22 protein-coding genes are annotated in these 23351 nt (G+C 45.2%); 10 read left to right on the top strand and 12 right to left on the bottom strand.

Going from position 1 to position 23351, the window contains the following annotated elements:
• The first annotated feature begins 486 nt into the window (after nt 1-486).
• Complete coding sequence (gene rho, locus ACHUFM_RS09290; protein WP_063332452.1) at nt 487-1752, top strand: transcription termination factor Rho; 1266 nt, start codon at nt 487-489, stop codon at nt 1750-1752.
• 109 nt (nt 1753-1861) lie between these two features.
• The gene (locus ACHUFM_RS09285; protein ID WP_394181676.1) at nt 1862-2590 is read left to right on the top strand and encodes an NAD(P)H-flavin reductase; all 729 of its coding nucleotides are present in this window, start codon (nt 1862-1864) and stop codon (nt 2588-2590) included.
• A gap of 94 nt (nt 2591-2684) precedes the next feature.
• On the opposite strand, the gene ACHUFM_RS09280 is transcribed toward ACHUFM_RS09285, so the two are convergent.
• On the bottom strand, nt 2685-2948 hold the full coding sequence (locus ACHUFM_RS09280; RefSeq protein WP_394181674.1) for a hypothetical protein: 264 nt from the start codon (nt 2946-2948) through the stop codon (nt 2685-2687).
• Nucleotides 2949-3024: 76 nt separating this feature from the next.
• Entirely contained in the window at nt 3025-4521 is a 1497-nt protein-coding gene (gene mqo, locus ACHUFM_RS09275; protein ID WP_394181672.1) for a malate dehydrogenase (quinone), read from the bottom strand.
• Between the two features lie 405 nt (nt 4522-4926).
• Between mqo and ACHUFM_RS09270 the strand changes: the two genes are divergently transcribed.
• On the top strand, nt 4927-5328 hold the full coding sequence (locus tag ACHUFM_RS09270) for a CBS domain-containing protein (protein ID WP_394181670.1): 402 nt from the start codon (nt 4927-4929) through the stop codon (nt 5326-5328).
• Nucleotides 5329-5347: 19 nt separating this feature from the next.
• On the opposite strand, the gene hslO is transcribed toward ACHUFM_RS09270, so the two are convergent.
• Complete coding sequence (gene hslO / locus ACHUFM_RS09265) at nt 5348-6223, bottom strand: Hsp33 family molecular chaperone HslO (RefSeq protein ID WP_394181668.1); 876 nt, start codon at nt 6221-6223, stop codon at nt 5348-5350.
• A 200-nt stretch (nt 6224-6423) separates the two neighbouring features.
• On the opposite strand from hslO, the gene ACHUFM_RS09260 reads away from it, so the two are divergent.
• The 3 genes from ACHUFM_RS09260 to ppk1 all read left to right on the top strand — a co-directional run bounded on the left by ACHUFM_RS09260 (nt 6424) and on the right by ppk1 (nt 11881).
• The gene (locus tag ACHUFM_RS09260) at nt 6424-8355 is read left to right on the top strand and encodes an ABC-F family ATP-binding cassette domain-containing protein (RefSeq protein ID WP_394181666.1); all 1932 of its coding nucleotides are present in this window, start codon (nt 6424-6426) and stop codon (nt 8353-8355) included.
• 130 nt (nt 8356-8485) lie between these two features.
• Entirely contained in the window at nt 8486-9475 is a 990-nt protein-coding gene (hemB, locus tag ACHUFM_RS09255) for a porphobilinogen synthase (protein WP_181799783.1), read from the top strand.
• Between the two features lie 180 nt (nt 9476-9655).
• A complete protein-coding gene (gene ppk1 / locus ACHUFM_RS09250) occupies nt 9656-11881 on the top strand; it encodes a polyphosphate kinase 1 (RefSeq protein WP_394181664.1) in 2226 nt (741 codons plus the stop codon).
• 72 nt (nt 11882-11953) lie between these two features.
• On the opposite strand, the gene cdd is transcribed toward ppk1, so the two are convergent.
• The 9 genes from cdd to radC all read right to left on the bottom strand — a co-directional run bounded on the left by cdd (nt 11954) and on the right by radC (nt 19660).
• Nucleotides 11954-12361, bottom strand: a complete 408-nt coding sequence (cdd, locus tag ACHUFM_RS09245) for a cytidine deaminase (RefSeq protein WP_394181662.1) — start codon at nt 12359-12361, stop codon at nt 11954-11956.
• Between the two features lies 1 nt (nt 12362).
• Nucleotides 12363-13331 carry an ABC transporter permease gene (locus ACHUFM_RS09240; RefSeq protein WP_113873288.1) on the bottom strand — a complete coding sequence of 323 codons (969 nt, stop codon included), beginning with the start codon at nt 13329-13331 and terminating at the stop codon, nt 12363-12365.
• 10 nt (nt 13332-13341) lie between these two features.
• Nucleotides 13342-14439 carry an ABC transporter permease gene (locus tag ACHUFM_RS09235; protein ID WP_394181659.1) on the bottom strand — a complete coding sequence of 366 codons (1098 nt, stop codon included), beginning with the start codon at nt 14437-14439 and terminating at the stop codon, nt 13342-13344.
• On the bottom strand, nt 14436-15992 hold the full coding sequence (locus ACHUFM_RS09230) for an ABC transporter ATP-binding protein (protein ID WP_394181657.1): 1557 nt from the start codon (nt 15990-15992) through the stop codon (nt 14436-14438). Before ACHUFM_RS09230 ends, ACHUFM_RS09235 begins: the two co-directional genes overlap by 4 nt.
• A gap of 238 nt (nt 15993-16230) precedes the next feature.
• A complete protein-coding gene (locus ACHUFM_RS09225) occupies nt 16231-17220 on the bottom strand; it encodes a BMP family lipoprotein (protein ID WP_394181655.1) in 990 nt (329 codons plus the stop codon).
• Between the two features lie 209 nt (nt 17221-17429).
• Entirely contained in the window at nt 17430-18248 is an 819-nt protein-coding gene (gene mutM, locus ACHUFM_RS09220; RefSeq protein ID WP_394181653.1) for a bifunctional DNA-formamidopyrimidine glycosylase/DNA-(apurinic or apyrimidinic site) lyase, read from the bottom strand.
• 110 nt (nt 18249-18358) lie between these two features.
• Entirely contained in the window at nt 18359-18529 is a 171-nt protein-coding gene (gene rpmG / locus ACHUFM_RS09215) for a 50S ribosomal protein L33 (RefSeq protein ID WP_011978459.1), read from the bottom strand.
• Nucleotides 18530-18540: 11 nt separating this feature from the next.
• The gene (gene rpmB, locus ACHUFM_RS09210; protein ID WP_063332439.1) at nt 18541-18777 is read right to left on the bottom strand and encodes a 50S ribosomal protein L28; all 237 of its coding nucleotides are present in this window, start codon (nt 18775-18777) and stop codon (nt 18541-18543) included.
• A 208-nt stretch (nt 18778-18985) separates the two neighbouring features.
• Nucleotides 18986-19660: a RadC family protein gene (radC, locus tag ACHUFM_RS09205; RefSeq protein ID WP_394181650.1), complete on the bottom strand. Its 675-nt coding sequence runs from the start codon at nt 19658-19660 to the stop codon at nt 18986-18988.
• 94 nt (nt 19661-19754) lie between these two features.
• Here radC and coaBC point away from each other — a divergent pair, with 94 nt between their 5' ends.
• The 4 genes from coaBC (at nt 19755) to slmA (ending at nt 23332) form a co-directional block, all read left to right on the top strand.
• Nucleotides 19755-20984, top strand: a complete 1230-nt coding sequence (gene coaBC, locus ACHUFM_RS09200) for a bifunctional phosphopantothenoylcysteine decarboxylase/phosphopantothenate--cysteine ligase CoaBC (RefSeq protein WP_394181648.1) — start codon at nt 19755-19757, stop codon at nt 20982-20984.
• Between the two features lie 9 nt (nt 20985-20993).
• On the top strand, nt 20994-21452 hold the full coding sequence (gene dut, locus ACHUFM_RS09195; protein ID WP_063332435.1) for a dUTP diphosphatase: 459 nt from the start codon (nt 20994-20996) through the stop codon (nt 21450-21452).
• Nucleotides 21453-21773: 321 nt separating this feature from the next.
• Complete coding sequence (gene argB / locus ACHUFM_RS09190) at nt 21774-22682, top strand: acetylglutamate kinase (protein WP_394181645.1); 909 nt, start codon at nt 21774-21776, stop codon at nt 22680-22682.
• Between the two features lie 56 nt (nt 22683-22738).
• Nucleotides 22739-23332, top strand: coding sequence for a nucleoid occlusion factor SlmA (gene slmA / locus ACHUFM_RS09185; RefSeq protein WP_394181643.1), 594 nt, complete (start codon nt 22739-22741; stop codon nt 23330-23332).
• The last annotated feature ends 19 nt before the right edge of the window (nt 23333-23351 follow it).

Genomic DNA, 23351 nt, shown 5'->3' with positions numbered 1-23351 from the left:
GTTGAGTGGAGAGTATATCAGTTAACGAAAGAAGCATTGATGGATCTACTCATAAAAACCATAAGATTGATGGCTTTTTTTACAGCGAACCAAACCTTTTCTAAGAAAATCAAGAGAACAAACGACTATTTTTTCTCTGGAACCGCCTAAAAACCGTATTTTGATCAAAAAATTACCAGAAATTGCTTTTTTCCTAGTTTTCTCTATAGACCTTGCCTTTAAGTCGATCTATAGTATGGATGGTCTTAATGAAGAGCTAAGTAAAAATGGCCTCTGAAAGATTCCAATCAAATTGTTTCGCGCTGTATTGGCTTAGCCCTATCCGGGCCCTTATAAATAGAGCATACTTTAAAAACATTGCTCGTTTCTTTGGTGCCGAGTGGCTGATACATTGTTAGATACTTCCAGACACAGATTAGTCTGGCTTAATAAGAAGCCCTTTTAATCCTGTCAATTTTCCTCAAATGAGCTAATACAAACCCGTTTATGAACCTTACCGAATTAAAACAGAAATCAGTACACGAACTTTTAGAAATCGCATCAGAAATGGGCCTAGACAACATGGCTCGTTCACGCAAACAAGATGTTATTTTCTCCATCCTTAAGCGTCATGCAAAAAGTGGGGAAGACATCTATGGCGATGGTATCCTTGAAATTTTACAAGATGGCTTTGGTTTCCTTCGATCGCCAGATTGTTCCTACCTAGCTGGGCCAGACGATATTTATGTTTCGCCAAGCCAAATACGTCGATTTAATCTTCGTACAGGTGACACCATTGCGGGGAAAATTCGTCCACCGAAAGACGGCGAGCGTTATTTTGCTCTTCTAAAAGTAAACGAAATTAATTTCGACAAGCCAGACAGTGTCCGCAACAAAATCTTATTTGAGAACTTAACCCCTCTCTTTGCTGATGACCGTTTGGCCATGGAAGCGGGTAACGGTTCAACCGAAGACGTTACCTCACGCATCATCGATCTGGTTGCCCCAATGGGTAAAGGCCAACGCGCCTTGGTAGTATCACCACCTAAAGCTGGTAAAACCTTTATGCTACAAAATATTGCGAATTCCATTACTCGCAATAACCCTGAATGTCATTTGATCGTTCTATTGATCGATGAACGCCCAGAGGAAGTAACTGAGATGTCTCGTACCGTTCGCGGTGAAGTGGTCGCCTCTACCTTCGATGAGCCACCCGCACGTCACGTTCAAGTGGCCGAAATGGTTATCGAAAAAGCCAAACGCTTGGTTGAGCATAAGAAAGACGTTGTCATTTTGCTAGACTCCATTACCCGTTTGGCTCGTGCTTACAACACCGTCATTCCTTCTTCAGGTAAAGTCTTAACCGGTGGTGTGGATGCCAATGCCCTTGAACGTCCAAAACGTTTCTTCGGTGCGGCTCGTAACGTTGAAGAAGGTGGCAGTTTAACCATCATCGCAACGGCACTGGTCGATACGGGATCAAAAATGGACGAAGTTATCTTCGAAGAATTTAAAGGTACAGGTAACTCTGAGCTTCACCTAGACCGTAAGATTGCTGAGAAACGAACCTTCCCTGCTATCAACATTCGTCGTTCCGGTACGCGTCGTGAAGACCTACTGACATCCGAAGACGAACTGCAACGCATGTGGATCCTTCGTAAACTACTTAATCCAATGGAAGACATTGCCGCTACTGAGTTCCTCATTGATCGACTTCGAGTCACTAAGACCAATGACGAATTCTTCGAGTCGATGAAAGGCAAGAATAAGTAAGTCGATACACAACTTGAAAAACCACTTTTTATAAGTGGTTTTTTTTCCATTCTAGAAAGCATAACGGACATTTGTCTTTTGGCTGACAAATGCGCGACGGAGTAACAACATGAATGAAGTGACCGCCAAGGTAAAGGCTGTTGAACTGGTTAATAAAGATGTTTATCAAGTCACATTGGAAATGGATTCCTTTTCTTTTATCTCGGGTCAATACGTTATGATCCAGCTACCGACGGGCGAGCAAGTGCCTTATTCCATTGGCAGTGCGCCTGGCGAATTGCCACTTCTGACCCTATACATTCTTGTTAGTGACCCCGACTCCCTTGCTCACAAGGTCGTGGAACATCTTCGCCAATCGTCAGAAGTCAGCTTAAAAGCACCAGGTGGAGACTGCCACCTAGAAAGTGAAGCCCTGAGCCTGAACTCTGAGCACATCTTACTTATTGCCGGCGGTACTGGCTTTGCTCAAGTAAAAAGTCTATTCAGTGACTTAGTTGCACGTCGCTTTCAAGGCAAAATATCTTTTTATTGGGGCGTTAGAACGCCACAAGACACCTTTGCAGAAGCGTGGTTAGAAAGTGCCAAGCAACATGACAACGTCTCTGTGAGTCTTGTGGTTAATGATGGTTCTGATGAGTGGAACGGCCGCACGGGTTGGTTGTATGAAGCCATATTAGCCGATCATCCAGATCTATCAGACAGCGCGGCTTTCATCAGCGGTTCAGTCGGCATGGTCTATGGCACATTAGACCAACTTGAAGCAAAAGGCTTGAAAGAGAATAATTGTTTTTCAGATGTCTTTGCGTATGCCCCAAGACCAGAAAAGCCGCAACTTTAAAATTTACTGCGAAGGCAATAAGAAGTCAGCAAAGCAAAAATAAAAAAGAGAAGTCCAAGACTTCTCTTTTTTATGGCATACAAAGAACGACAGCTTACGCTATCACAGACGTCCAAAGCTGCAAGATTTCTTGCTGATCCGCTTCTGATACGCCTTCGGATTCAAGTGTTTCTTTCAAAGTCCCTTCAAAGGCGAAGTCAAATTCATCCGCGCCCTCTCCTTCTACACTGCTGTGCAACCCCAGCAAGCCTAATAGATAAGCACAATAAAAGAGTTGATCCCCTTCTTCTGCTTGATGCTCTAGTTCGCGCAATTTATCACACAGCTGATCTGCCCGATCGGCAAAGGTTACTGACATAATTTCTCTCTACTTATTTGACGGATACAAAAAAGCTGGGCCACATTCCCAGCTTTTGAATGGCATGAACACCGGCTTATGGCTTTAATTCCAATGTTGACAGGGTACGATCACGGATCGTCAATAACAAGTCCGTATTTTCAACCAATGACTCGCCGTAAGACGGCACCATTTGCTTCATTTTCGCTTGCCATTCACTGTCATTTAAACGATCAGCGAAACAACGCTCAAGAATGCCAATCATGGTATTCACTGTAGTCGATGCACCAGGTGACGCCCCCAGCAGAGCAGCCAAAGAACCGTCTGCTGATGTGATTGCTTCAGTACCGAATTCCAGTTTGCCTGCGCCCTTCTCGTCTTTCTTGATAATCTGAACTCGCTGCCCTGCGTACGCCAACTCCCAATCTTCGTCTTTTGCATCTGGGTAAAATTGACGCAAAGAATTACAACGATCTTTATGAGACTGCATCACCTCACTGATCAAGTAACGAGTCAGGTCCATGTTGTTCTTGCCGACACTCAACATAGGTTTGATGTTGTTGAAGCGAACACTCTTTGGCAGATCCAAGAATGAGCCAGTTTTTAAGAACTTCGTGGTGAAACCTGCAAAAGGCCCGAACAAAATGGCTTTTTTCCCATCAATGATACGAGTGTCTAAATGTGGTACTGACATAGGCGGGGCACCAATTGGAGCCGCACCATATACTTTAGCGTAGTGCTGCTCAACCAACTCTGGTTTATCGCAAACCAGCCATTGACCACTAACAGGAAAACCGCCATAGCCATTGCTTTCTTTGATACCGGACTTTTGCAGCAACGGCAACGCGCCACCACCTGCACCCAAGAAAACAAACTTGGCGTCAATTACTCGCTCTTTACCATTCACGTCTAAAGTGACTTTCCAGCGACCATCTGAACCTTGCTCAAGGTCTGTCACTTCACTCTTCAAGCTAAGTTCAAACTGATCCGTCCCTTCCAGCAACTTACTCATGTTACGAGCAATGGCACCAAAGTTAACATCAGTACCATGCTCAACACGGGTCGCAGCAAGGGGCTCATCTGAACCACGATTTTGCATAATTAATGGCATCCATTGCGCCAAAGTGTCACGGTCTTCCGTGTACTGCATTTCTTTAAACGCCGGATGAGCACTCATGGCTTGATGACGTGCTTTTAGCATTTTCACATTACGCTCACCCCAAACAAAACTTTGATGAGGTACACGGTTAATAAATTCTTTCGGCGCTGGCATTAACCCTTTTTCAACTAGGTAAGACCAGAACTGTAAGCTCACTTCAAAAGCCGCATTAATGCTCACCGCTTTATCAATGTTCACAGAACCATCTGAATTTTCTGAGGTGTAATTTAATTCGCAATACGCGGCATGTCCTGTCCCTGCGTTATTCCAACCATCCGTACTTTCTTTTGCGACACTGTCTAAACGCTCCACCATTAAGATGGACATATTAGGATCAAGTTGTTTTAGCAATACGCCTAGAGTGGTGCTCATAGCACCGCCGCCGACGAGTAAAACGTCTACTAAATTTGAAGTCATAAAATTTCGCCGTGTCATACCCAATTGTAAAGTTGAGACTGATGTAGAAAGGGGGCTTTTGGCCAGCAGCTAGTTATTATTAGAGGAGGTACTGCAATACTTTCTTCTCGGTTCCTCAGAATGCTTTTGTTTGCATTGGCAAGCAGCTAGATTAAAAAACAAACAAGCCAAAAAGGATTCTAAGTGGATAAAAAGTGATTATACGGATTTTGTCACCAATGTCTTGAGACCTTAGTCTAAGTTTGTAGATATATTCACATTTCGAGTAACACGATCTATGACATTTTATTGACTTTAGCGACAAGAAATAGGATTTTTAAGACATTAACAAAAAACCTGCTTCGATTTTGCATCTATAATTAATTCATAATATTCGTTATCACTGCACGAAATTCAATTTTCACTGGCATGGAGACTTAAGCAATGAAAGCCCAAGACATTATGGTGAGCAATGTTATCTGTGTCGACATGGACGAAAGAGTGCCTGTAGTGAAAAACCTGCTCCAGCAACATGGTTTTCACCACCTGCCGGTTACCGAACATGGTCGTCTGGTTGGCATCATCTCGGACCGAGATATATTACGTTTGGTAAGCCCATTCATTGACAGCGTGTCAGAGCAAGCAAGAGACCTAGACACACTGAATCGTGCCGCCCATCAAATCATGACACGTCAGCCAATTCGCGTAAAAGCTGATACTCCGATTACAGAAATTCTAGCTTGGCTCAAAAAAGTGGATATTTCATGCTTCCCCGTCGTCGACGAGGAAGATCATGTGATTGGCATCATCACTTGGCGAGATTTGGTCAACCACGCCAAGTATTGATCATAGAAAAAGCACTCGCTTAGTGCGTTTGTGCCTGATCTCCTAGCATATCGACTAGGTCGGCCTCTTTGAATTCATACTGTTCAGCACAGAATTGACAATCGACCTTAATGGCACTTTGCTCAATCAACAGCTGACGAATTTCTTCCGCCCCTAATGACATCACGGCATCCAACATACGTTGACGAGAGCATGAACAACCAAACTGCATTGGTTTCGAGTCGTACATGCGCACTTCTTCTTCATGATACAAACGATGCAGTAAGGTTTCTGTATCCAATCCCAACAGCTCATCTTCTGATACCGTTGAGGCAAGATGCGTAAAACGGTCCCAAGCATCGGTATCACCCGCTTTGGCTTGTTCTTGCGGCAATCGCTGTAAGAACAAGCCACCACACTGAGAACCATTCGCCGCTAGCCAAACCCGACTTGGTAACTGCTCAGACTGCAAGAAATATTGTTCTAGACATTCTGCCAAAGTATCACCAACCACTTCCACAATGCCTTGATAACGCTGACCATTGCGTGGCTGAATGGTGATTACCAAATACCCACCAGCCAGCAGTTCTTTCAGCGAAAGCGTGTCTGGTACGGTTTGCTCCTCATCCCATTGCACAATGCCGCGCAAGTTTTGGAATTCATCGCATTCCGTCATCAAAGTAGAAAGGAAACCATTCCCTTTGGCTTGCATGGACAAAACACCATCTATCTTGATAATGTCACGCAACAAAGCAATGGCGGCGACAAATTCGCCTAATAGCTTTTCCAATGGTAAAGGGTATTCTTTACGCTGAATGATTTCTTGATACGCACTGTTCAACAACACTCGCTCACCACGCACATTGGTGTGATCAAACGAAAAGCGTTGAATCTCATTCACTGATAAATTATTCACAAAAAGCACCTTCTCAGCTCAAAGCTGATGATAAAATTCATAACATAGATGCGCGCCATTTTACCCTCGCGAAAAGCAATCATCCACTTTAAAACAGTGTAACCACCACCTTTGCTATTTCGTTTCTTATTAGGGCGCTCTAAAATACCCCCACACAGACATTAGTCCTCGTTTTTTGAGGTAAGAGACAGTTCGCTTATATGATTCAATTCACCGAAGTCAGTTTACAACGTGGCACGCAATTCTTATTGGAAGAAGCCGACCTCACCATTTTCGAAGGCCAAAAAGTCGGTCTTATCGGGGCGAATGGCGCCGGTAAATCCTCTCTGTTTGCCATGATCAAAGGCGAGTTACAAGCAGACACAGGTGAAGTCATCCTGCCAGGCCAGCGTCGTATTGCGTTTATGGCGCAAGAAGTTGAGGAAACACAACGCTCAGCACTGGACTATTGTCTTGATGGCGATGACAACCTCAGAAAAATACAAGCGAACATCTTGCAAGCCGAAACCACTGGGGATAATCATGCTCACGCCACTTGGCTCGCGGAGTTTGAGAACGCGCAAGGTTACACGGCAGAATCCCGCGCCGAGACATTATTGCAAGGTCTCGGTTTTAAAATGTCTGACATGCACAAACCTGTATCGGATTTCTCCGGTGGTTGGCGCATTCGATTAAACCTTGCTAAAGCCTTAATGTGTCCTTCTGACGTGTTACTGCTTGATGAGCCGACCAACCACTTAGATTTAGACGCTGTCATGTGGTTAGAAAACTGGTTACGCCAGTACCCAGGCACCCTATTATTGATTTCCCATGACCGAGATTTCATCGACGGTATTTGTAGCCACATTGTGCACCTGTATCAGAAAAAGCTGACGCTTTATAAAGGTAACTATTCTGACTACGAACGCCAACGAGCGGAGCATCTTGCCCAACAGCAAGCCAACTATGAAAAGCAACAAACCAAGCGAGCCCACCTACAACAATATGTGGATCGCTTTCGCTACAAAGCAGACAAAGCCAAACAGGCTCAAAGCCGCTTAAAAATGCTGGAGAAAATGGAATTCATCGGACCTGCGCACATTGATTCCCAGTTCGAATTCAGTATTCCTGTGGCCGAAAAAACCTCTCAACAGCTGATTAACCTGATTCAAGCGAATCTAGGCTATACATCAGAACAACAAGTCCAAACACAACAACTTGGCAATACCAACTTTGCTATACGCGATGGGCAACGCATTGGCTTACTGGGCCCAAATGGCGCGGGTAAATCGACCTTGATCAAATCCATTGTGGGGGAAATTCCGCTTTTATCCGGTGATCGAGTCACAGGCGAAAACCTAGCCATTGGTTATTTCTCACAACACCAACTTAGCGCGCTGGATTTGGAAGCCTCCCCTGTTTTGCACATACAAAGGCTGTCACCCAAAGTGTTAGAAAGCGATATTCGCCGCTACCTAGGCGGTTTTGGCTTTATTGGGGACGACGCGTTGCGTGCTGTAAAAGGCTTTTCTGGCGGAGAGAAAGCCCGTCTGGCCCTGTCGTTAATCGCTTGGACTAAACCCAATTTACTGATTCTCGATGAGCCAACGAACCACTTGGATCTCGAAATGCGCCAGGCCTTAACCGAAGCCTTGCAAGCGTTTCCAGGGGCGATTTTACTGGTTTCACACGATCGTCATTTGTTAAACAGTACGGTGGACGAGTTCTATTTGGTCGCTGACCACCAGATTCAAGCCTTTGATGGTGATCTGGCCGCGTATCATGCTTGGTTACAAGCTCGACAAGCTCAATCGCTAAGAGAAGAAAAAGGTGAGCAGGAAGTCAAAGTAGACAAAGTTGATCGTAAAGAAGAGCGACGAAAAGCCGCAGAACTTCGCGAAAAACTACGACCACTGCGCAAACAAATAGAGCAGCATGAAAAAGCCGTCCAAATGGCGCAAAACAAGCTGGATGCAATCTCTGAGAAAATGGCCGATTCCAGCCTTTATGAAGCGAGTCAAAAAGACAAATTACAAGCCTTACTCAGTGACGAAGCGCAATGGAAAAAGTCATTAGAAGAAAGCGAAGAAGCTTGGTTTGAAGCACAAGAAGAACTCGAAGCAGCGGAAGCAGCGGAAGCAGAACTCCAATAAAGCGCTAACTGAGTAAATAATGGGGTAAAGCCTCTCGAATTGCCTAATCGCAAGGCTTTCCTCATGACGCTGTCTTATTATTGTCACATAACTAACGTACATTCCTACACTGCGAAAAGGAGATATGTGGATGACCTTTCCATACACTCGTATGCGCCGCATGCGTAAACACGATTTTTCTCGTCGTTTGATGCGTGAGCATCGACTCACTGCAGACGATCTGATCTACCCAATGTTTATTATTGAAGGGGAACAAGTTCGCGAAGCGGTCCCTTCCATGCCAAACATTGAGCGTGTCTCTATTGATTTCCTACTAGATGAAGCCAAAGAATTGGTCGAGTTAGGCATCCCTACTGTGGCTTTATTTCCGGTCATCGCAGCGGATAAAAAATCGCTCCTCGCCGAAGAAGCCTATAATCCAGATGGTCTAGTTCAACGAGCAGTTCGTGCACTAAAACAAGCCTTTCCAGAGCTTGGTGTGTTAACGGATGTGGCCCTTGATCCTTATACCACACATGGACAAGATGGCATCATCGACGATGATGGCTATGTCTTGAACGATGTCACCGTTGACACGCTTGTGAAGCAAGCTTTGTCTCATGCTCAGGCGGGGGCTGATGTGGTTGCTCCGTCAGATATGATGGATGGTCGCATTGGTGAAATCCGTGAAGAGTTGGAAACAGAAGGCTTCATTAACACCTTGATCATGGCGTACGCCGCGAAATACGCATCCGCCTACTATGGTCCATTCCGTGATGCGATTGGCTCAAGCGGCAACCTCGGCAAAGGCAACAAGTTCACCTATCAAATTGATCCGGCGAACTCTAATGAAGCCATTCGAGAAGTCATGCTGGATCTAGACGAAGGCGCCGACATGGTCATGGTGAAACCAGGGCTACCGTATTTGGACATCGTTCGTCGTGTTAAAAGTGAATTAGAAGTGCCCACCTTTGCCTATCAGGTCAGTGGTGAGTACGCCATGCACATGGCTGCCTTTGAAAAAGGCTGGCTAGATAAAGACTCGGTGATGATGGAATCACTGCTGGCGTTTAAACGTGCCGGAGCTGACGGCATATTAACCTATTTCGCAAAAGACGCAGCTCGCCTGCTAAAAGGTTAAAGAAGGGAAGAACCGATTCCTATTTTCTTTAATTTCATAAATATTGAAATAAAACCAGAGAATCTGGTGACCAGCAGGCGGCATTGGTGTAATTTGTTTATTGCTGCTTTCAACAATTGAAAGCAGCAAAGACAAGGAATACCAACAACATATAAAGGTATTTGGAGAGAATAGAAGCACATGTCTGAGCAGCCTGTTAACGACGTTGAAAAAAAGGACGTTCCTACCGCATCGCCGATGGAACTGGATGCCGAATTGGTTCTTGAGCCAATTCCAGAGCAACCACAAGACCCGACCAAGATGGCCATTGAGGAACGCTTACCAGAAGAAATTGATCTGGGCGATCCTGAACTGTATTTCAACCGAGAGTTAAGTCACCTGCAATTCAATGCCCGCGTGCTTGAACAGGCCATGGATGAAAACCACCCGATTCTCAATCGTTTGATGTTTTTGTGTATTTTCAGCTCCAATATGGACGAATTCTTCGAAATTCGTGTCGCTGGATTAAAGAGCCAGCTGGAATACAGCCGCGAGAAAAACGGCCCAGATGGCATGCACCCAAAGAAGGTGCTGAATCTAATCAGTGAGCATGCCCACAAATTAGTACGTCGCCAATATCGTATACTCAATGACATCATCTTCCCTAAATTAGCGGAAGAGAATGTGCAATTTATTCGCCGTACCCTCTGGACAGACAAACAATCCAACTGGGTACGTCGCTACTTTAGAGATAATGTACTGCCTATTATCAGCCCGATTGGCTTGGACCCAGCGCACCCTTTTCCTAGGCTGGCGAACAAAACCTTTAACTTTGTGGTTGAGCTAGAAGGACGCGATGCCTTCGGCCGTGAAAACGGACTGGCCATTGTACCTGCACCAAGTTCCTTACCGCGTTTGGTGAAACTGCCTGACGATGTCAGTGAAGGCGGCGACAACATGGTCTTCCTGTCTTCAATTATTCACGCTCACGCTGATCAATTGTTTCCTGGCATGACGGTCAAAGGTTGCTATCAATTCCGACTCACTCGTAACGCCGATTTAGAAGTGGATTCCGATGATATTGGCGTAGATTTGGCGGGTGCGCTTCGAACCGAATTACAAAGTCGCCATTATGGTAGCTCTGTTCGTCTCGAGATTGCAGAAAACTGCCCTGACCATATTGTTAGCTCCCTACTCAAGCAATTTGACCTTGAGCCACAAGATTTATATCAAATTGACGGACCAGTGAACCTAAGTCGTTTAATGGCCGTATTAGAGTTAGTCGATCGTCCTGATTTGATGTACTCTCCTTTCTCTCCTGGCTTACCAAGAAAGCTAGCGAGCGCAGGTGGACTATTTGAAGCAATTCGTCAGCGCGATTATTTATTAATGCACCCGTTCGAGAGTTTTTCGCCTGTTATCGACTTATTAAGCGAAGCTGCGAAAGACCCGAACGTGGTAGCAATACGCCAAACCCTTTATCGAACGGGTGCTCGCTCTCCTATTGCTAACGCTTTAGTCGAAGCAGCTCGAAATGGTAAAGAAGTGACGGTTGTTATTGAGCTACGCGCTCGCTTTGACGAAGCAGAAAACCTAGCCTTGGCCAGTCGACTTCAAGACGCAGGCGCAATTGTGGTCTACGGTGTCGTACGTCATAAAACCCACGCCAAAATGATTTTGATTGTGCGTCGTGAGGGCAACAACCTTACCCGTTATGTGCACCTAGGTACAGGCAACTATCACGCAGGTAACGCTAGGCTGTACACGGATTACAGCTTCATGACGTGTAACAAAGAAATCGGGGATGACGTGCATCGCGTTTTCCAACAGCTCACCGGAATGAGTAAAGAGCTGAAGGTGAAAAAGCTTCTGCACGCCCCTTTCACACTCCGTAATCGTCTGCTGGAAATGATTGATCGTGAAGCAAAAAATGCGCAAAACGGCGATCCATCTCGCATCATTATCAAGGTCAACTCTCTGACCGAACAGATGCTTGTACAGGCCCTATACAAGGCTTCACAGGCAGGTGTTAAGATTGATTTGATTGTGCGTGGTATTTGTACTCTTCGCCCTGGCATTAAAGGCATTTCATCGAATATCCGAGTACGCAGTATTATTGGTCGCTTTTTAGAACATACTCGTGTTTATTACTTCTACAATAATCGTAACCCTGCCGTCTATTTGTCCAGTGCCGATGGTATGGATCGAAACCTCAATAACCGAATTGAAGTCGCGTTCCCATTACAGGATTACAAACAAGTACGTCGTGTGAAAAAAGAGCTGGAATATTACTTAACAGACAATACACAAAGCTGGATTCTGCAAAGTGACGGTTCATACCAATTGTCTAAGCCAAGAAAAGGCGAATATCGCAGCGCACAACGCGCCCTATTGAGCGAACTCGCTGATAGCACACGACAAAGCTAACATTTTTGAGGTCTCACAAAACAAAAAACCAGTTCATGAAGTGAACTGGTTTTTTTTCGTCTTACTGACTGCTTAAACAAGATTTTCTGGCCCGAACGAAAAAGGCAATAACTCATTCATCGTCAAAGACTTGCGAACCCCTTCTGGTCCACAAATGTGAATCATGGTGTCCGCAGAAGAAAATTCGCGAATACGCTGACGACAACCACCGCAAGGTGTCACCAATGCATCCCCTTCCCCCATCACGTAGATTTCTTTAATCTGTGTCTCACCGTCACGAACCATGGCGGCAATGGCGCCAGCTTCCGCACAAGTCCCTTCTGGGTAGGAAGCATTCTCCACATTACAGCCAGAATACAGCTCACCAGATGCCGTCAGAATCGCCGCGCCCACAGTAAAATGAGAGTACGGCACATAGGCTTGGCTCATCGCGGCTTTAGCAAGATCAAACAACTGCCCGCTTTGCTTTACATCCGACATATTAAGCTCGCTCTTTCACGTAGGGTCGACCAATCGCTTTTGGACCTACTGCTTTACCGATAAAACCAGCAAGAAGCAGTACCGTTAAGACATAAGGCAAGACCTCAATAGCCTGAACTGGCACTTCACCAATGCCAGGTAACACCACACCCTGCATGCGAACAGCAACGGCATCTAGGAAACCAAATAGCAAACAAGCAAATAACACTGGGACAGGACGCCATTTACCGAAGATCAAGGCAGCCAGTGCCATGTAACCCTTACCCGCACTCATGTCTTTTAGGAAGCCTGCATTATGCGCTGTCGACAGGTAAGCCCCGGCCAAGCCACACAAGATGCCACAAACAATCAAAGCTCGGTAACGAATGAAGGCAACCGAAATACCAGCAGTATCAACCGCATGTGGGTTTTCACCCACAGCACGTAAACGTAAACCAAAACGGGTTTTATACACCACCCAAAATGTCATCGGCACCATTGCAAACGCTAAATACACCAAAATATTATGGCCACTTAACAATTCGGAATAGATCAAACCAATCACAGGGACATCCGCTAAAGCATCTGCAAATGGCAGGGTAATGGACAGGAAACGCGCGTCACCTGACAAAGTAGGAGTTTGTCCACCCATACCAAACCAGTCCATAGACAAGGTAACCGTCAAACCCGCGACGATCGTATTGATGGCGACACCAGAGACAATGTGATCACCGCGGTGCGTAATACACGCAAAACCGTGGATCATTGCCAGTGAAATGGACGCCATGATACCAAAACATAAACCAATCCAAGCAGAGCCAAAAATAGCCGCGCCTGCTGCAGCCGCAAACGCACTGCCCAAAATTTTACCTTCCAGACCGATATCTACGATGCCTGCACGTTCTGAATACAGACCAGCCAAAGCAGCAAAGATCAGTGGTGTCGACACTCGCATGGTCGCGTCTAACATAAGTATTAATGTTTCAAACATAATGGTTCCCCTACGCTACCGCTCTGCGAATAAAAAAGCCTTCGATACGATCTTTAAACATGTGTTCAAGTGCACCAGAGAAGAGAATCACCAAACCTTGGATCACAACAACGATCTCAGGCGTGATAGTCGGGATTTCAAATGCTAGCTCAGCACCACCTTGGTATAAGGCGCCGAACAGGATCGCCGCTAGCACAATACCAATAGGATGGTTACGCCCCATCAAGGAAACCGCAATACCAGCAAAACCATAACCGGCGGTGAAGTTCAGCAACAGATTGTGGTTTACACCCATGATTTCATTGATACCAACAAAACCTGCTAGGCCACCGGAAATCAACATCGCCCAGATAGTCACTTTGGCGGTATCGATGCCCGCATAACGTGCTGCCGTTGGATTGGTGCCCAAGGTACGCAACTGATAACCCCAGCGAGTGTGCCAGATCAATCCCCAGACAAACACACAACAAATCAAGGCGATAATAAAGGCCAAGTTCAATGGCGAATCACCAATATCAATCCCCAGAGGCGACAAAAGTTCATGTAAGTAAGGTAACCAAGCACTTTCTTCAAACGTTCGGCTATTAGGGGCCATGCGGCCATCTTCTTTTAGCCAGTTTACGATTAGGTAAACCATTAAAGAAGAAGCAATAAAGTTAAACATGATGGTGGTGATCACGATGTGACTACCACGACGCGCTTGCAAATAAGCCGGAATGTAAGCCCATGCAGCACCAAATACTGCGGCACCAATAATCGCCAATGGCGCAATAATATAAAGCGGCATCGTGTGATCGAACGCCAGACACACTAACCCAACCCCTAAACCACCAATATACGCCTGACCTTCACCACCGATATTGAACAAGCCACCTTTAAAGGCGACAGAAACCGCCAAACCAGTAAAAATTAAGTTGGTGGCGTAATACAAGGTGTAACCAATACCTTCGTCATAACCGAACGCACCGTAGACCAAATAGCCAGCCGCCTCAATCGGGTTCTCACCGATTGCTAGAATCACCAAACCAGAAACAATAAAGGCCAATAAAATATTCAAAAAAGGAATCAGCGCAATGTTCACCCAAGCTGGCACTTTTGCTTCACTCATGCTGATACTCCTTGTTCTTCTTTGTTGTAGGCATTAGCCATCATCAGACCAAGGGTTCGTTCATCCGCGTCTTTAGCATCAAGTTCGCCAACGACTGCACCATCAAACATCACTATGATGCGATCACTCAATGCCATAATTTCATCCAATTCTACTGACACAAGCAAAATGGCTTTGCCTGAGTCTCTCAATTTAACAATTTGTTCGTGTATGTTTTCAATCGCGCCAATATCGACGCCTCGAGTCGGTTGACCAATCAACAGCACATCTGGATTTTGCTCCACTTCACGAGCAATAACGATTTTTTGCTGATTACCACCGGAGAAATTTGCAGTTTTTAAATGAGGATTAGGTGGACGTACATCCCAATCCGCCATACGCACCTGACATTCCTCTAACATGGCTTTATGATCCATTAGAATCTTACCGTTATAGGAGGAAGAGTTATGGTAACCAAGGACCGCCGCTTCATAAGCCTCAAAGCCTGTAACAAGCCCCATCTTATGACGATCTTCTGGTACATGGGCCATTTTTAAATCACGCATTTGCGCCGCATCTTTTGGGGATTTAGCGGTAATGCTTTGACCGGCAAACTGTATTTCGCCTGCATTCATCGGCGTGATGCCAGATAAGACATTGAGCAATTCACTCTGACCATTACCCGACACACCAGCAATGCCTAGAATTTCACCCGCACGCAATTCCAAACTGACTTCTTTCAGGCGTTTCACACCTTGGCTGTCAAATTGCGTCAAATTCTTCGCGGAAAGGAAAACGTCACTTGGTTGAGCGTCGTCTTTATTCACCGTTAAACGAACTTTCTTACCGACCATTAACTCAGCCAACTCTTGCGTGTTGGTGTGCTGAGTTTCACGGTGAGCAACCATTTCACCTTGACGCATAACAGAAACGTTATCCGTTGAGGCCATAATCTCACGAAGTTTGTGGGTAATTAACAGTACCGTCACTCCCTGCTCTTTAAGGGATTTCAAAATACGGAATAGATGGTCCGCTTCTTGCGGTGTTAATACCCCAGTTGGCTCATCTAATATCAAGATGCGAGCACCGCGATACAAAGCCTTTAAGATTTCCACACGTTGCTGCAAACCAACCGGAAGTTCTTCAACGATTGCGTCTACATCAATGTCTAAGCTGTACTCTTTCGCTAGGCGTTGAAGCTCATCCCTAGCCGCAGTCAAACCACCTTTTAGTAGAGCACCGCCCTCTGCACCTAAGACAACGTTCTCAAGTACACTAAAATTTTCCACCAACATGAAGTGCTGATGCACCATGCCAATGCCAGCATCAATCGCGTCTTGTGAACTACGAATATCAACTCGTTTGCCGTCTACTTCGATGAACCCAGTATCGGCTTCATAAAAACCATAAATGATACTCATCAAAGTGGATTTACCCGCACCGTTTTCACCAATAATGCCGTGAATGGTACCAGCCGGAACTTGTAAGCAAATGTCTTTGTTGGCCTGAACGGCACCAAAGCGTTTGCTGATATCTCGCAATTCTATTGCGAATGGCACTGTATTATTCGTCATATCAAAAAGTTATTCGTCTGCTTAAATGGAACGCTTAGAGTCTACCTCTAAAGCGAAAACACCTTAGGGTGTTTTGTATTACAAGATCTCTCTTAAATTAAAAAGCCCCTAGTTATCTATATCGTCTACAGATAGGCTCTTTAAATTTCCATTCAGTCGCGTCCTAGCATTATGAATGAAATACTTTACATAAAAAAAACAGTTGCCCGCACCAGCGGACAACTGTTTTCATCGTAACTTAGTAGTTACAAGTGTTGTCTGACATGTAGTCATGAACCTGGATATCTCCGCCGATAATTTTAGCACGGATATCTTGGATTTTAGATTTCATGTCGGCCGTGATTAGGCTCGCGTTGTTATCATCAAGCGCCCAGTCAACACCGCCTTCAGCCAAACCTAGAACCACAACACCTGACTTCCAAGAGCCATCTGCGGCACTCTTGTAAGTATTGTATGCTGCTAGATCAACACGTTTAACCATAGACGTTAGCATAGTGCCTGGTTGCAAATGGTTTTGGTTAGAATCGACACCGATCGCTAATTTACCTTCGTCTTTCGCCGCTTGGTAAACACCGATACCTGTTCCGCCTGCCGCTGCAAAAACAACGTCAGCACCTTTAGAGAACTGACTCTTCGCAAGCTCAGAACCCTTGGTTGGATCATTAAATGCCGCACCAGTAGACCCTGTCATGTTCTGTAGAACCGTTGCATCAGACGTTACGTATTTCACGCCTTGCTCGTAACCACAGCCAAATTTACGGATAAGAGGAATATCCATACCACCAACGAAACCCACTGCATCGGTTTTAGATGCCATGGCGGCTAGCGCACCAACAAGGAAAGAACCTTCGTGCTCTTTAAAAACGATAGACTGAACATTTGGTAGATCAATCACACTGTCGATGATGCTGAAATGAATTTCTGGGAAGTCTTTCGCGACTTTCTCAACAGCAGAAGACATGTTGAAACCAACGGCAACAATAGGAGAGTAACCACGCTTTGCTAAACGACGAAGACCCTGTTCAACCTGAGCTTCGTTCTTTGGCTCAAATTCACGAACTTGTATACCTGTTTCAGACGTGTACTTTTTCACGCCATTGTATACGCCTTCGTTAAAAGACTTATCGAATTTACCCGCTTGGTCGTATACCACAGCTGGATCAGCTGCTTGAGCCATGCTTGCAGAGATGGCCAACGCCGTTACTGACGCAATAAAGACACCTTTCATTCCTATTCCTCTTTTTATGTAATTAATCTAGGCAATACAACCTTGCCTAACTGGTCAAAAATAAACCTATTCAAACAATACCGCAACGAAATATGCACATTTTAATCAAGGTTTTTGCGCAAATTCCGAGAGGCACTCGAAAAACTTCCCTTTGATTGACGAAATCAAACTAATTTACAGCAATTCTTGTGCCTAAATTGAACAAAGAGTCAGGTTTGGCATTTTGCACAATACACCGTACTGCGTTGCGCCTGACGAACTTCCGCTAAAACCTGCTGGCATTGGGTACATGGCAAACCAGCCCGGCCATACACCGCCAGCTCTTGTTTAAAATACCCAGGCTTACCATCCCCACCGACAAAATCTTTCAATGTCGTGCCACCTTGTTTGATCGCATTGGCAAGCACTATTTTAATGCACTCAAGCAATTTCCGCATTCTAACTTTGGAAATATTCCCTGCCATACGCGTTGGACGAATACCCGCCATAAACAGAGCTTCATTCGCATAAATGTTGCCAACGCCAACCACCACCTTACTGTCCATTACGAAGGTTTTAATCGGTACTTTACGGCCTTTGGCTTTGGCATAGAAATAATCCAAATCAAAGGCATTAGACAAAGGTTCGGGGCCAAGATGACTCAATAAGTCATGCTGTAACCAATCTCCAGTAGTCCACAAGATGGCACCAAAACGACGAGGATCTGTATAACGCAACCATTGATTCACACCCGCAATCTGAAAATCTACATGATCATGAAACAAAGGCGGCGTATTTGCTGGTACAAAATACAAGCTACCCGACATGCCTAGATGGATAATCATGGTGCCTTTTGTCGTATGAACACCTATGTATTTACCCCGACGTGATACCTGTACCACTTCCTGACCTAAAATATCTTCGCTTAACTCAGGTGTAATCAACCAGCGTAATTGTGGCTGGCGAATATCTATTTTGGCGATTTTCTGCCCCACTAAATGCGGTTCAATACCGCGCATCGTGGTTTCCACTTCAGGTAATTCAGGCATCACTACCCCCAAGAACAAGACGGATAAAACACTGACCAAACGAACAAAGTATATCTACTAGATACAAAAAAACCGACTCAATGAGTCGGTTTTTTTGAAGAAGTCAAAAATTACTTAATTTTCGCTTCTTTGTACATTACGTGCTTACGTACTACAGGATCAAACTTTTTCATTTCTAGTTTGTCTGGAGTATTACGCTTGTTCTTGTCAGTTGTGTAAAAGTGACCAGTACCAGCGGAAGATACCATGCGAATAAGATCGCGAGCGCCTTTAGAAGCCATGATTCAGATCCTTATACTTTTTCGCCGTTGGCACGAATTTCAGCAAGAACTGATTCAATACCTTTTTTATCGATAATACGCATACCTTTAGAAGATACACGTAAACGGATGTAACGGTTTTCGCCTTCGACCCAAAAACGGTGCCAGTGAAGGTTTGGAAGAAAACGACGTTTAGTACGACGCTTTGAGTGAGAAACGTTGTTACCTGTAACAGGACGCTTCCCAGTAACTTGACATACGCGAGACATAATTAAATACCTTTTGCTATCCAGAAATTATTGGAAGTGTGCTTCACTTCCTCAGGCGGAGCATGGTTCCGAATAAACCAAAAATATCCCGTACCGAGGAATAGCGGCGCGAATTCTCTCACAGCACAGCTCCGCAATCAAATAATTTGTCAAAAAATGATCAGGTTAGTCATAATAGACATATACAGACACAACCCTATGAAAAAAACTACACCAAACCTCTTTCTGCTAATGACACAGGAGAACCATCACCTACCACAAAATGATCCAATAAGCGCACATCAATCAGTTCTAACGCTGATTTAATTCGACTCGTAATACTGATGTCAGCTTGACTCGGCTCTGCTACACCACTGGGGTGATTGTGCGCTATGATGACAGCCGCCGCATTATACTGCAAAGCAGCTTTCACAACCTCCCGTGGATACACAGCAGCAGCATCTATGGTACCTAAGAAGAGCTCTTGGTAACGAATCAACCTGTGTTGGGAATCCAAAAAGAGCACAGCGAAGATTTCTCTTTGCACATGGCGTAACTGTGAGGATAAATAGGCACGAACCTGCTCGGCACTGGAAAATACCGTCTCTCGCATCAATTGCTCTTGCAAATGACGCTTCGACATTTCCAGCACAGCTTGCAGTTGGGTGTATTTCGCGTCCCCTAACCCAAAGCCTTGGCAAAACTCTTCTCGACTGGCTGAAAGCAAAGCGCGTAAACCACCAAAATGCTGCAGCAACTGTCTCGCCATTTCCACAGCACTTAAACCATGAGACCCAGTGCGTAAAAAAATCGCCAGCAACTCAGAGTCGGAAAGTGACGTCGCACCTTGATGGATAAGTTTTTCCCGTGGGCGATCTTGTTCAGGCCAGTGTTTAATACTCATGATCTACTCCTTGATCCATGATAATCTTGTTGTATTCGGCTTCCTGCCTACAAAACTAACCATATAGATCAGTGAACGACTTGAGAAGTTTTTTATGTCAAACCTAGCGGAAAAACGTATTTTATTAGGTATTACTGGCGGCATTGCCGCTTATAAAAGCATTGAATTAATTCGTTTTCTGACGAAAGCTGGTGCGGACGTTCAAGTTGTCTTGACAGATGGTGCCAAAGCCTTCGTAACGGAAATGACGTTGCAGGCCATATCAGGTAAACCGGTAAGAAGCACGTTGCTCGATCCGACAGCTGAAGCCGGTATGGGACACATAGAGCTCGCAAAATGGGCAGATCTAATTGTTATTGCGCCTGCGTCAGCGGACTTTATGGCACGCTATGCACAAGGTATGGCCAATGACTTATTAACCACGCTTTGTTTAGCCACCGAAGCTCCTGTGCTAATTGCTCCAGCAATGAACCAAGCGATGTGGCGCCACCCTGCCACTCAAGCCAATTCAAGGCTATTAACCGAGCGCGGAGTGTTAAGTATTGGACCTGCCGATGGCGCGCAAGCTTGTGGCGACATTGGTCCTGGACGTATGAGTGAGCCTGCAGACATTTTCTCCAATGTGAATGACTATCTAGCGGCGGGTGCCAAACCACAAGATTTAACTGGCCAGCATTGGGTAATTACCGCAGGGCCAACCATGGAAGCCATCGACCCTGTACGTTATATCAGCAACCACAGTTCTGGTAAAATGGGCTATGCACTAGCTCAAGCAGCCCAACGGCGTGGGGCTAAGGTCTCCTTAATTTCTGGACCTGTGGCCATCTCGGCTCCTCAAGGTGTGACGTTAATAAAAGTAAAAAGTGCTGACGACATGTTGGCAGCTTGCCAGCAAGTCATGACGCAAAAAGCCGATGTCTTTATCGGTGCCGCGGCGGTGGCGGATTTCAAAATGAAGTCCCAAAGCAATCAAAAAATGAAGAAGCAAACCAACAGGGATGAACTGCAACTGACCTTAGTGAAAAACCCTGACATTATTGCCACGATTGCCGAACAGAAAGGCGCAAATTGTATGGTTGGCTTTGCCGCTGAGACACAAGACGTGATCGCCTACGCGAAAGACAAACTTGAACGCAAAGGCTTAGATATGATCATTGCCAATGACGTGTCACGCAGTGACATCGGTTTTAATCAGGACGAAAACCAAGTCACCGTGATCACACACGAGAAAACATGGTCACCAGAAAAAGCCAGCAAACAACAACTGGCCATGCAGCTGGTAGAACATATTTACCAACACACTCAATCCTCATCAGCAGATTAAGAGACTCTCATGAAACAAGCTATTCAACTAAAAATCGTTAACGATAAAATTGGTAACGACATTCCATTACCAACCTATGCCACCGAGGGCTCAGCAGGATTAGACTTAAGAGCCTGCCTAGATAAGTCCATCGAATTGGCACCAGGTGAAACCACTTTATTACCGACTGGTCTGTCCATTTATATTCAAGACCCAAATCTGGCGGCGACTATTTTGCCGCGTTCTGGTTTAGGTCATAAACACGGTATCGTGTTAGGTAACCTAGTTGGCCTGATCGATTCAGACTACCAAGGCGAGCTAATGGTGTCTTGTTGGAACCGTGGCAACACCAGCTTTGTGATCGAGCCTGGTGAACGTGTTGCACAGCTTGTTTTACTTCCGGTCGTACAAGCAGAATTTGATATCGTGACAGAATTTGAAGAGACCGAACGCGGCGCTGGCGGTTTCGGTCATACCGGCACAAAATAAAAAACCACATTAAAAGGGTGAGTAAAACTCACCCTTTTTCTCGTGCTGACCAGCCTAGCTCAACCATCTTCAACCCTTGTCCAATTTTTTACTTTCATAAGTCAGTAATTGGTAATTTTCATACATTTTTCTGTAGTTAATCCGCCAAGTTCACGTTATTATTTCAACCCTAAGTGGTTGCTTACACTCGTTATCCGCCTTGTATGTCATCGTTTTAACATAGCGGAGTAATATTTTAATGCTGGATATCTAGCTCTCTTCCAATTTACTGAACTAGATAACAGGCAACCTTTTCGTTTGGCTAACAGGAGTAATTAAAACGTGGCTTTTTCTCGTGAGTCTGCTTTAGATGTTGCTAAGGTTTTGAGCGAATCTCTACCTTACATTCAACGCTTTGCTGGTAAAACATTAGTCATTAAATACGGCGGCAACGCTATGACAGATGAAACACTACAAGCTGGATTTGCTCGAGACATCGTTTTAATGAAAGCCATCGGTATTAATCCAATAGTGGTACACGGTGGTGGCCCACAAATCGGTGATATGCTGGCAAAACTCAACATTGAATCAAAGTTCATCAATGGCATGCGCGTTACCGACACGGCGACAATGGACGTAGTGGAAATGATCCTTGGCGGTCAGGTCAACAAAGAAATCGTTAACCTCATTTGTGAAGCTGGTGGTAAAGCCATTGGAATCACAGGGAAAGACAGCCACTTCATCAAGGCCAAGAAACTTTTTGTGAAGCAACAAGTAGAAGGCGCAAGCGCACCAGAACAAGTGGACATTGGCCATGTTGGTGAAGTCGCCAGTGTCGACACCAAATTCCTCAAGCTGTTTGAAAGCAGCGATTTGATCCCTGTCATTGCGCCTATCGGCGTAGATGAAGAAGGCCATGCCTATAACATCAACGCGGATTTAGTGGCTGGTAAGGTAGCTGAAGCCGTCGGAGCGGAAAAACTGATGTTGCTGACAAACATTTCAGGGGTTCAGGATAAACAAGGCAATGTCTTAACCGGGTTAAGCACGGCACAAGTTGATGCCTTGATTGCTGACGGTACCATCTATGGTGGCATGCTACCAAAGATCAGTTGTGCTTTATCCGCTGTAAATTCCGGTGTGACTAGCGCGCATATTATTGATGGTCGAGTACCTCATGCTACGCTATTAGAAATCTTTACCGACACAGGTGTCGGCACATTGATCTCTAACACCAAAGCAAGTGCTTAATAAGGCTCGCATCATTAAAAAAACATCGACAATAGGTTATTACTGGGTACGAGACCATGAGCAATAAAAAAATCGATCGCCGCACTCAAATCTTGCAAGCACTGGCTCAAATGCTAGAAAGTAGTCCGGGGGCTCGCATCACAACCGCTGCTCTTGCCAGACAAGTTGGCGTTTCAGAGGCTGCGCTTTATCGCCACTTTCCAAGCAAGGCGAAGATGTTTGAAGGCTTGATCGAATTTATTGAAGAATCTCTTTTTTCTCGTATCAACCGTATTATTCAAGAAAAAAGTGACGTAGTGTCTCGGATTGACATGATGATGACGCTGATTCTCGGCTTTGCTCAGCAAAACCCAGGCATGTGTCGATTGCTCACAGCGGACGCGTTGTCTGGTGAGACAGAACGCCTAAGAGTACGTATTGCGCAACTATTTGATCGCATTGAAACACAGCTTAAGCAGATTATTCGTGAAGCAGATTTGAAACAAGGTTTGCGATCGAAAATGGGTGTCGCACCAACGGCGGATTTTTTAATGGCGGTGATCGAAGGCAAAGTACGTCATTATGTACGCAGTGAGTTCAAAACGAAGCCAATGGAAGCTTGGAAAGAACAATGGCCCATATTGGCACAAAATTTGATGCAGAATCGCTAAGACTCAGCCGCGCTGAGCC

This window comes from Marinomonas posidonica, assembly GCF_043643765.1.
GTDB lineage: Bacteria > Pseudomonadota > Gammaproteobacteria > Pseudomonadales > Marinomonadaceae > Marinomonas > Marinomonas posidonica_A.
Note: the sequence above shows the minus strand (reverse complement) of the source record. Positions and strands in the feature narration are given on the sequence as shown.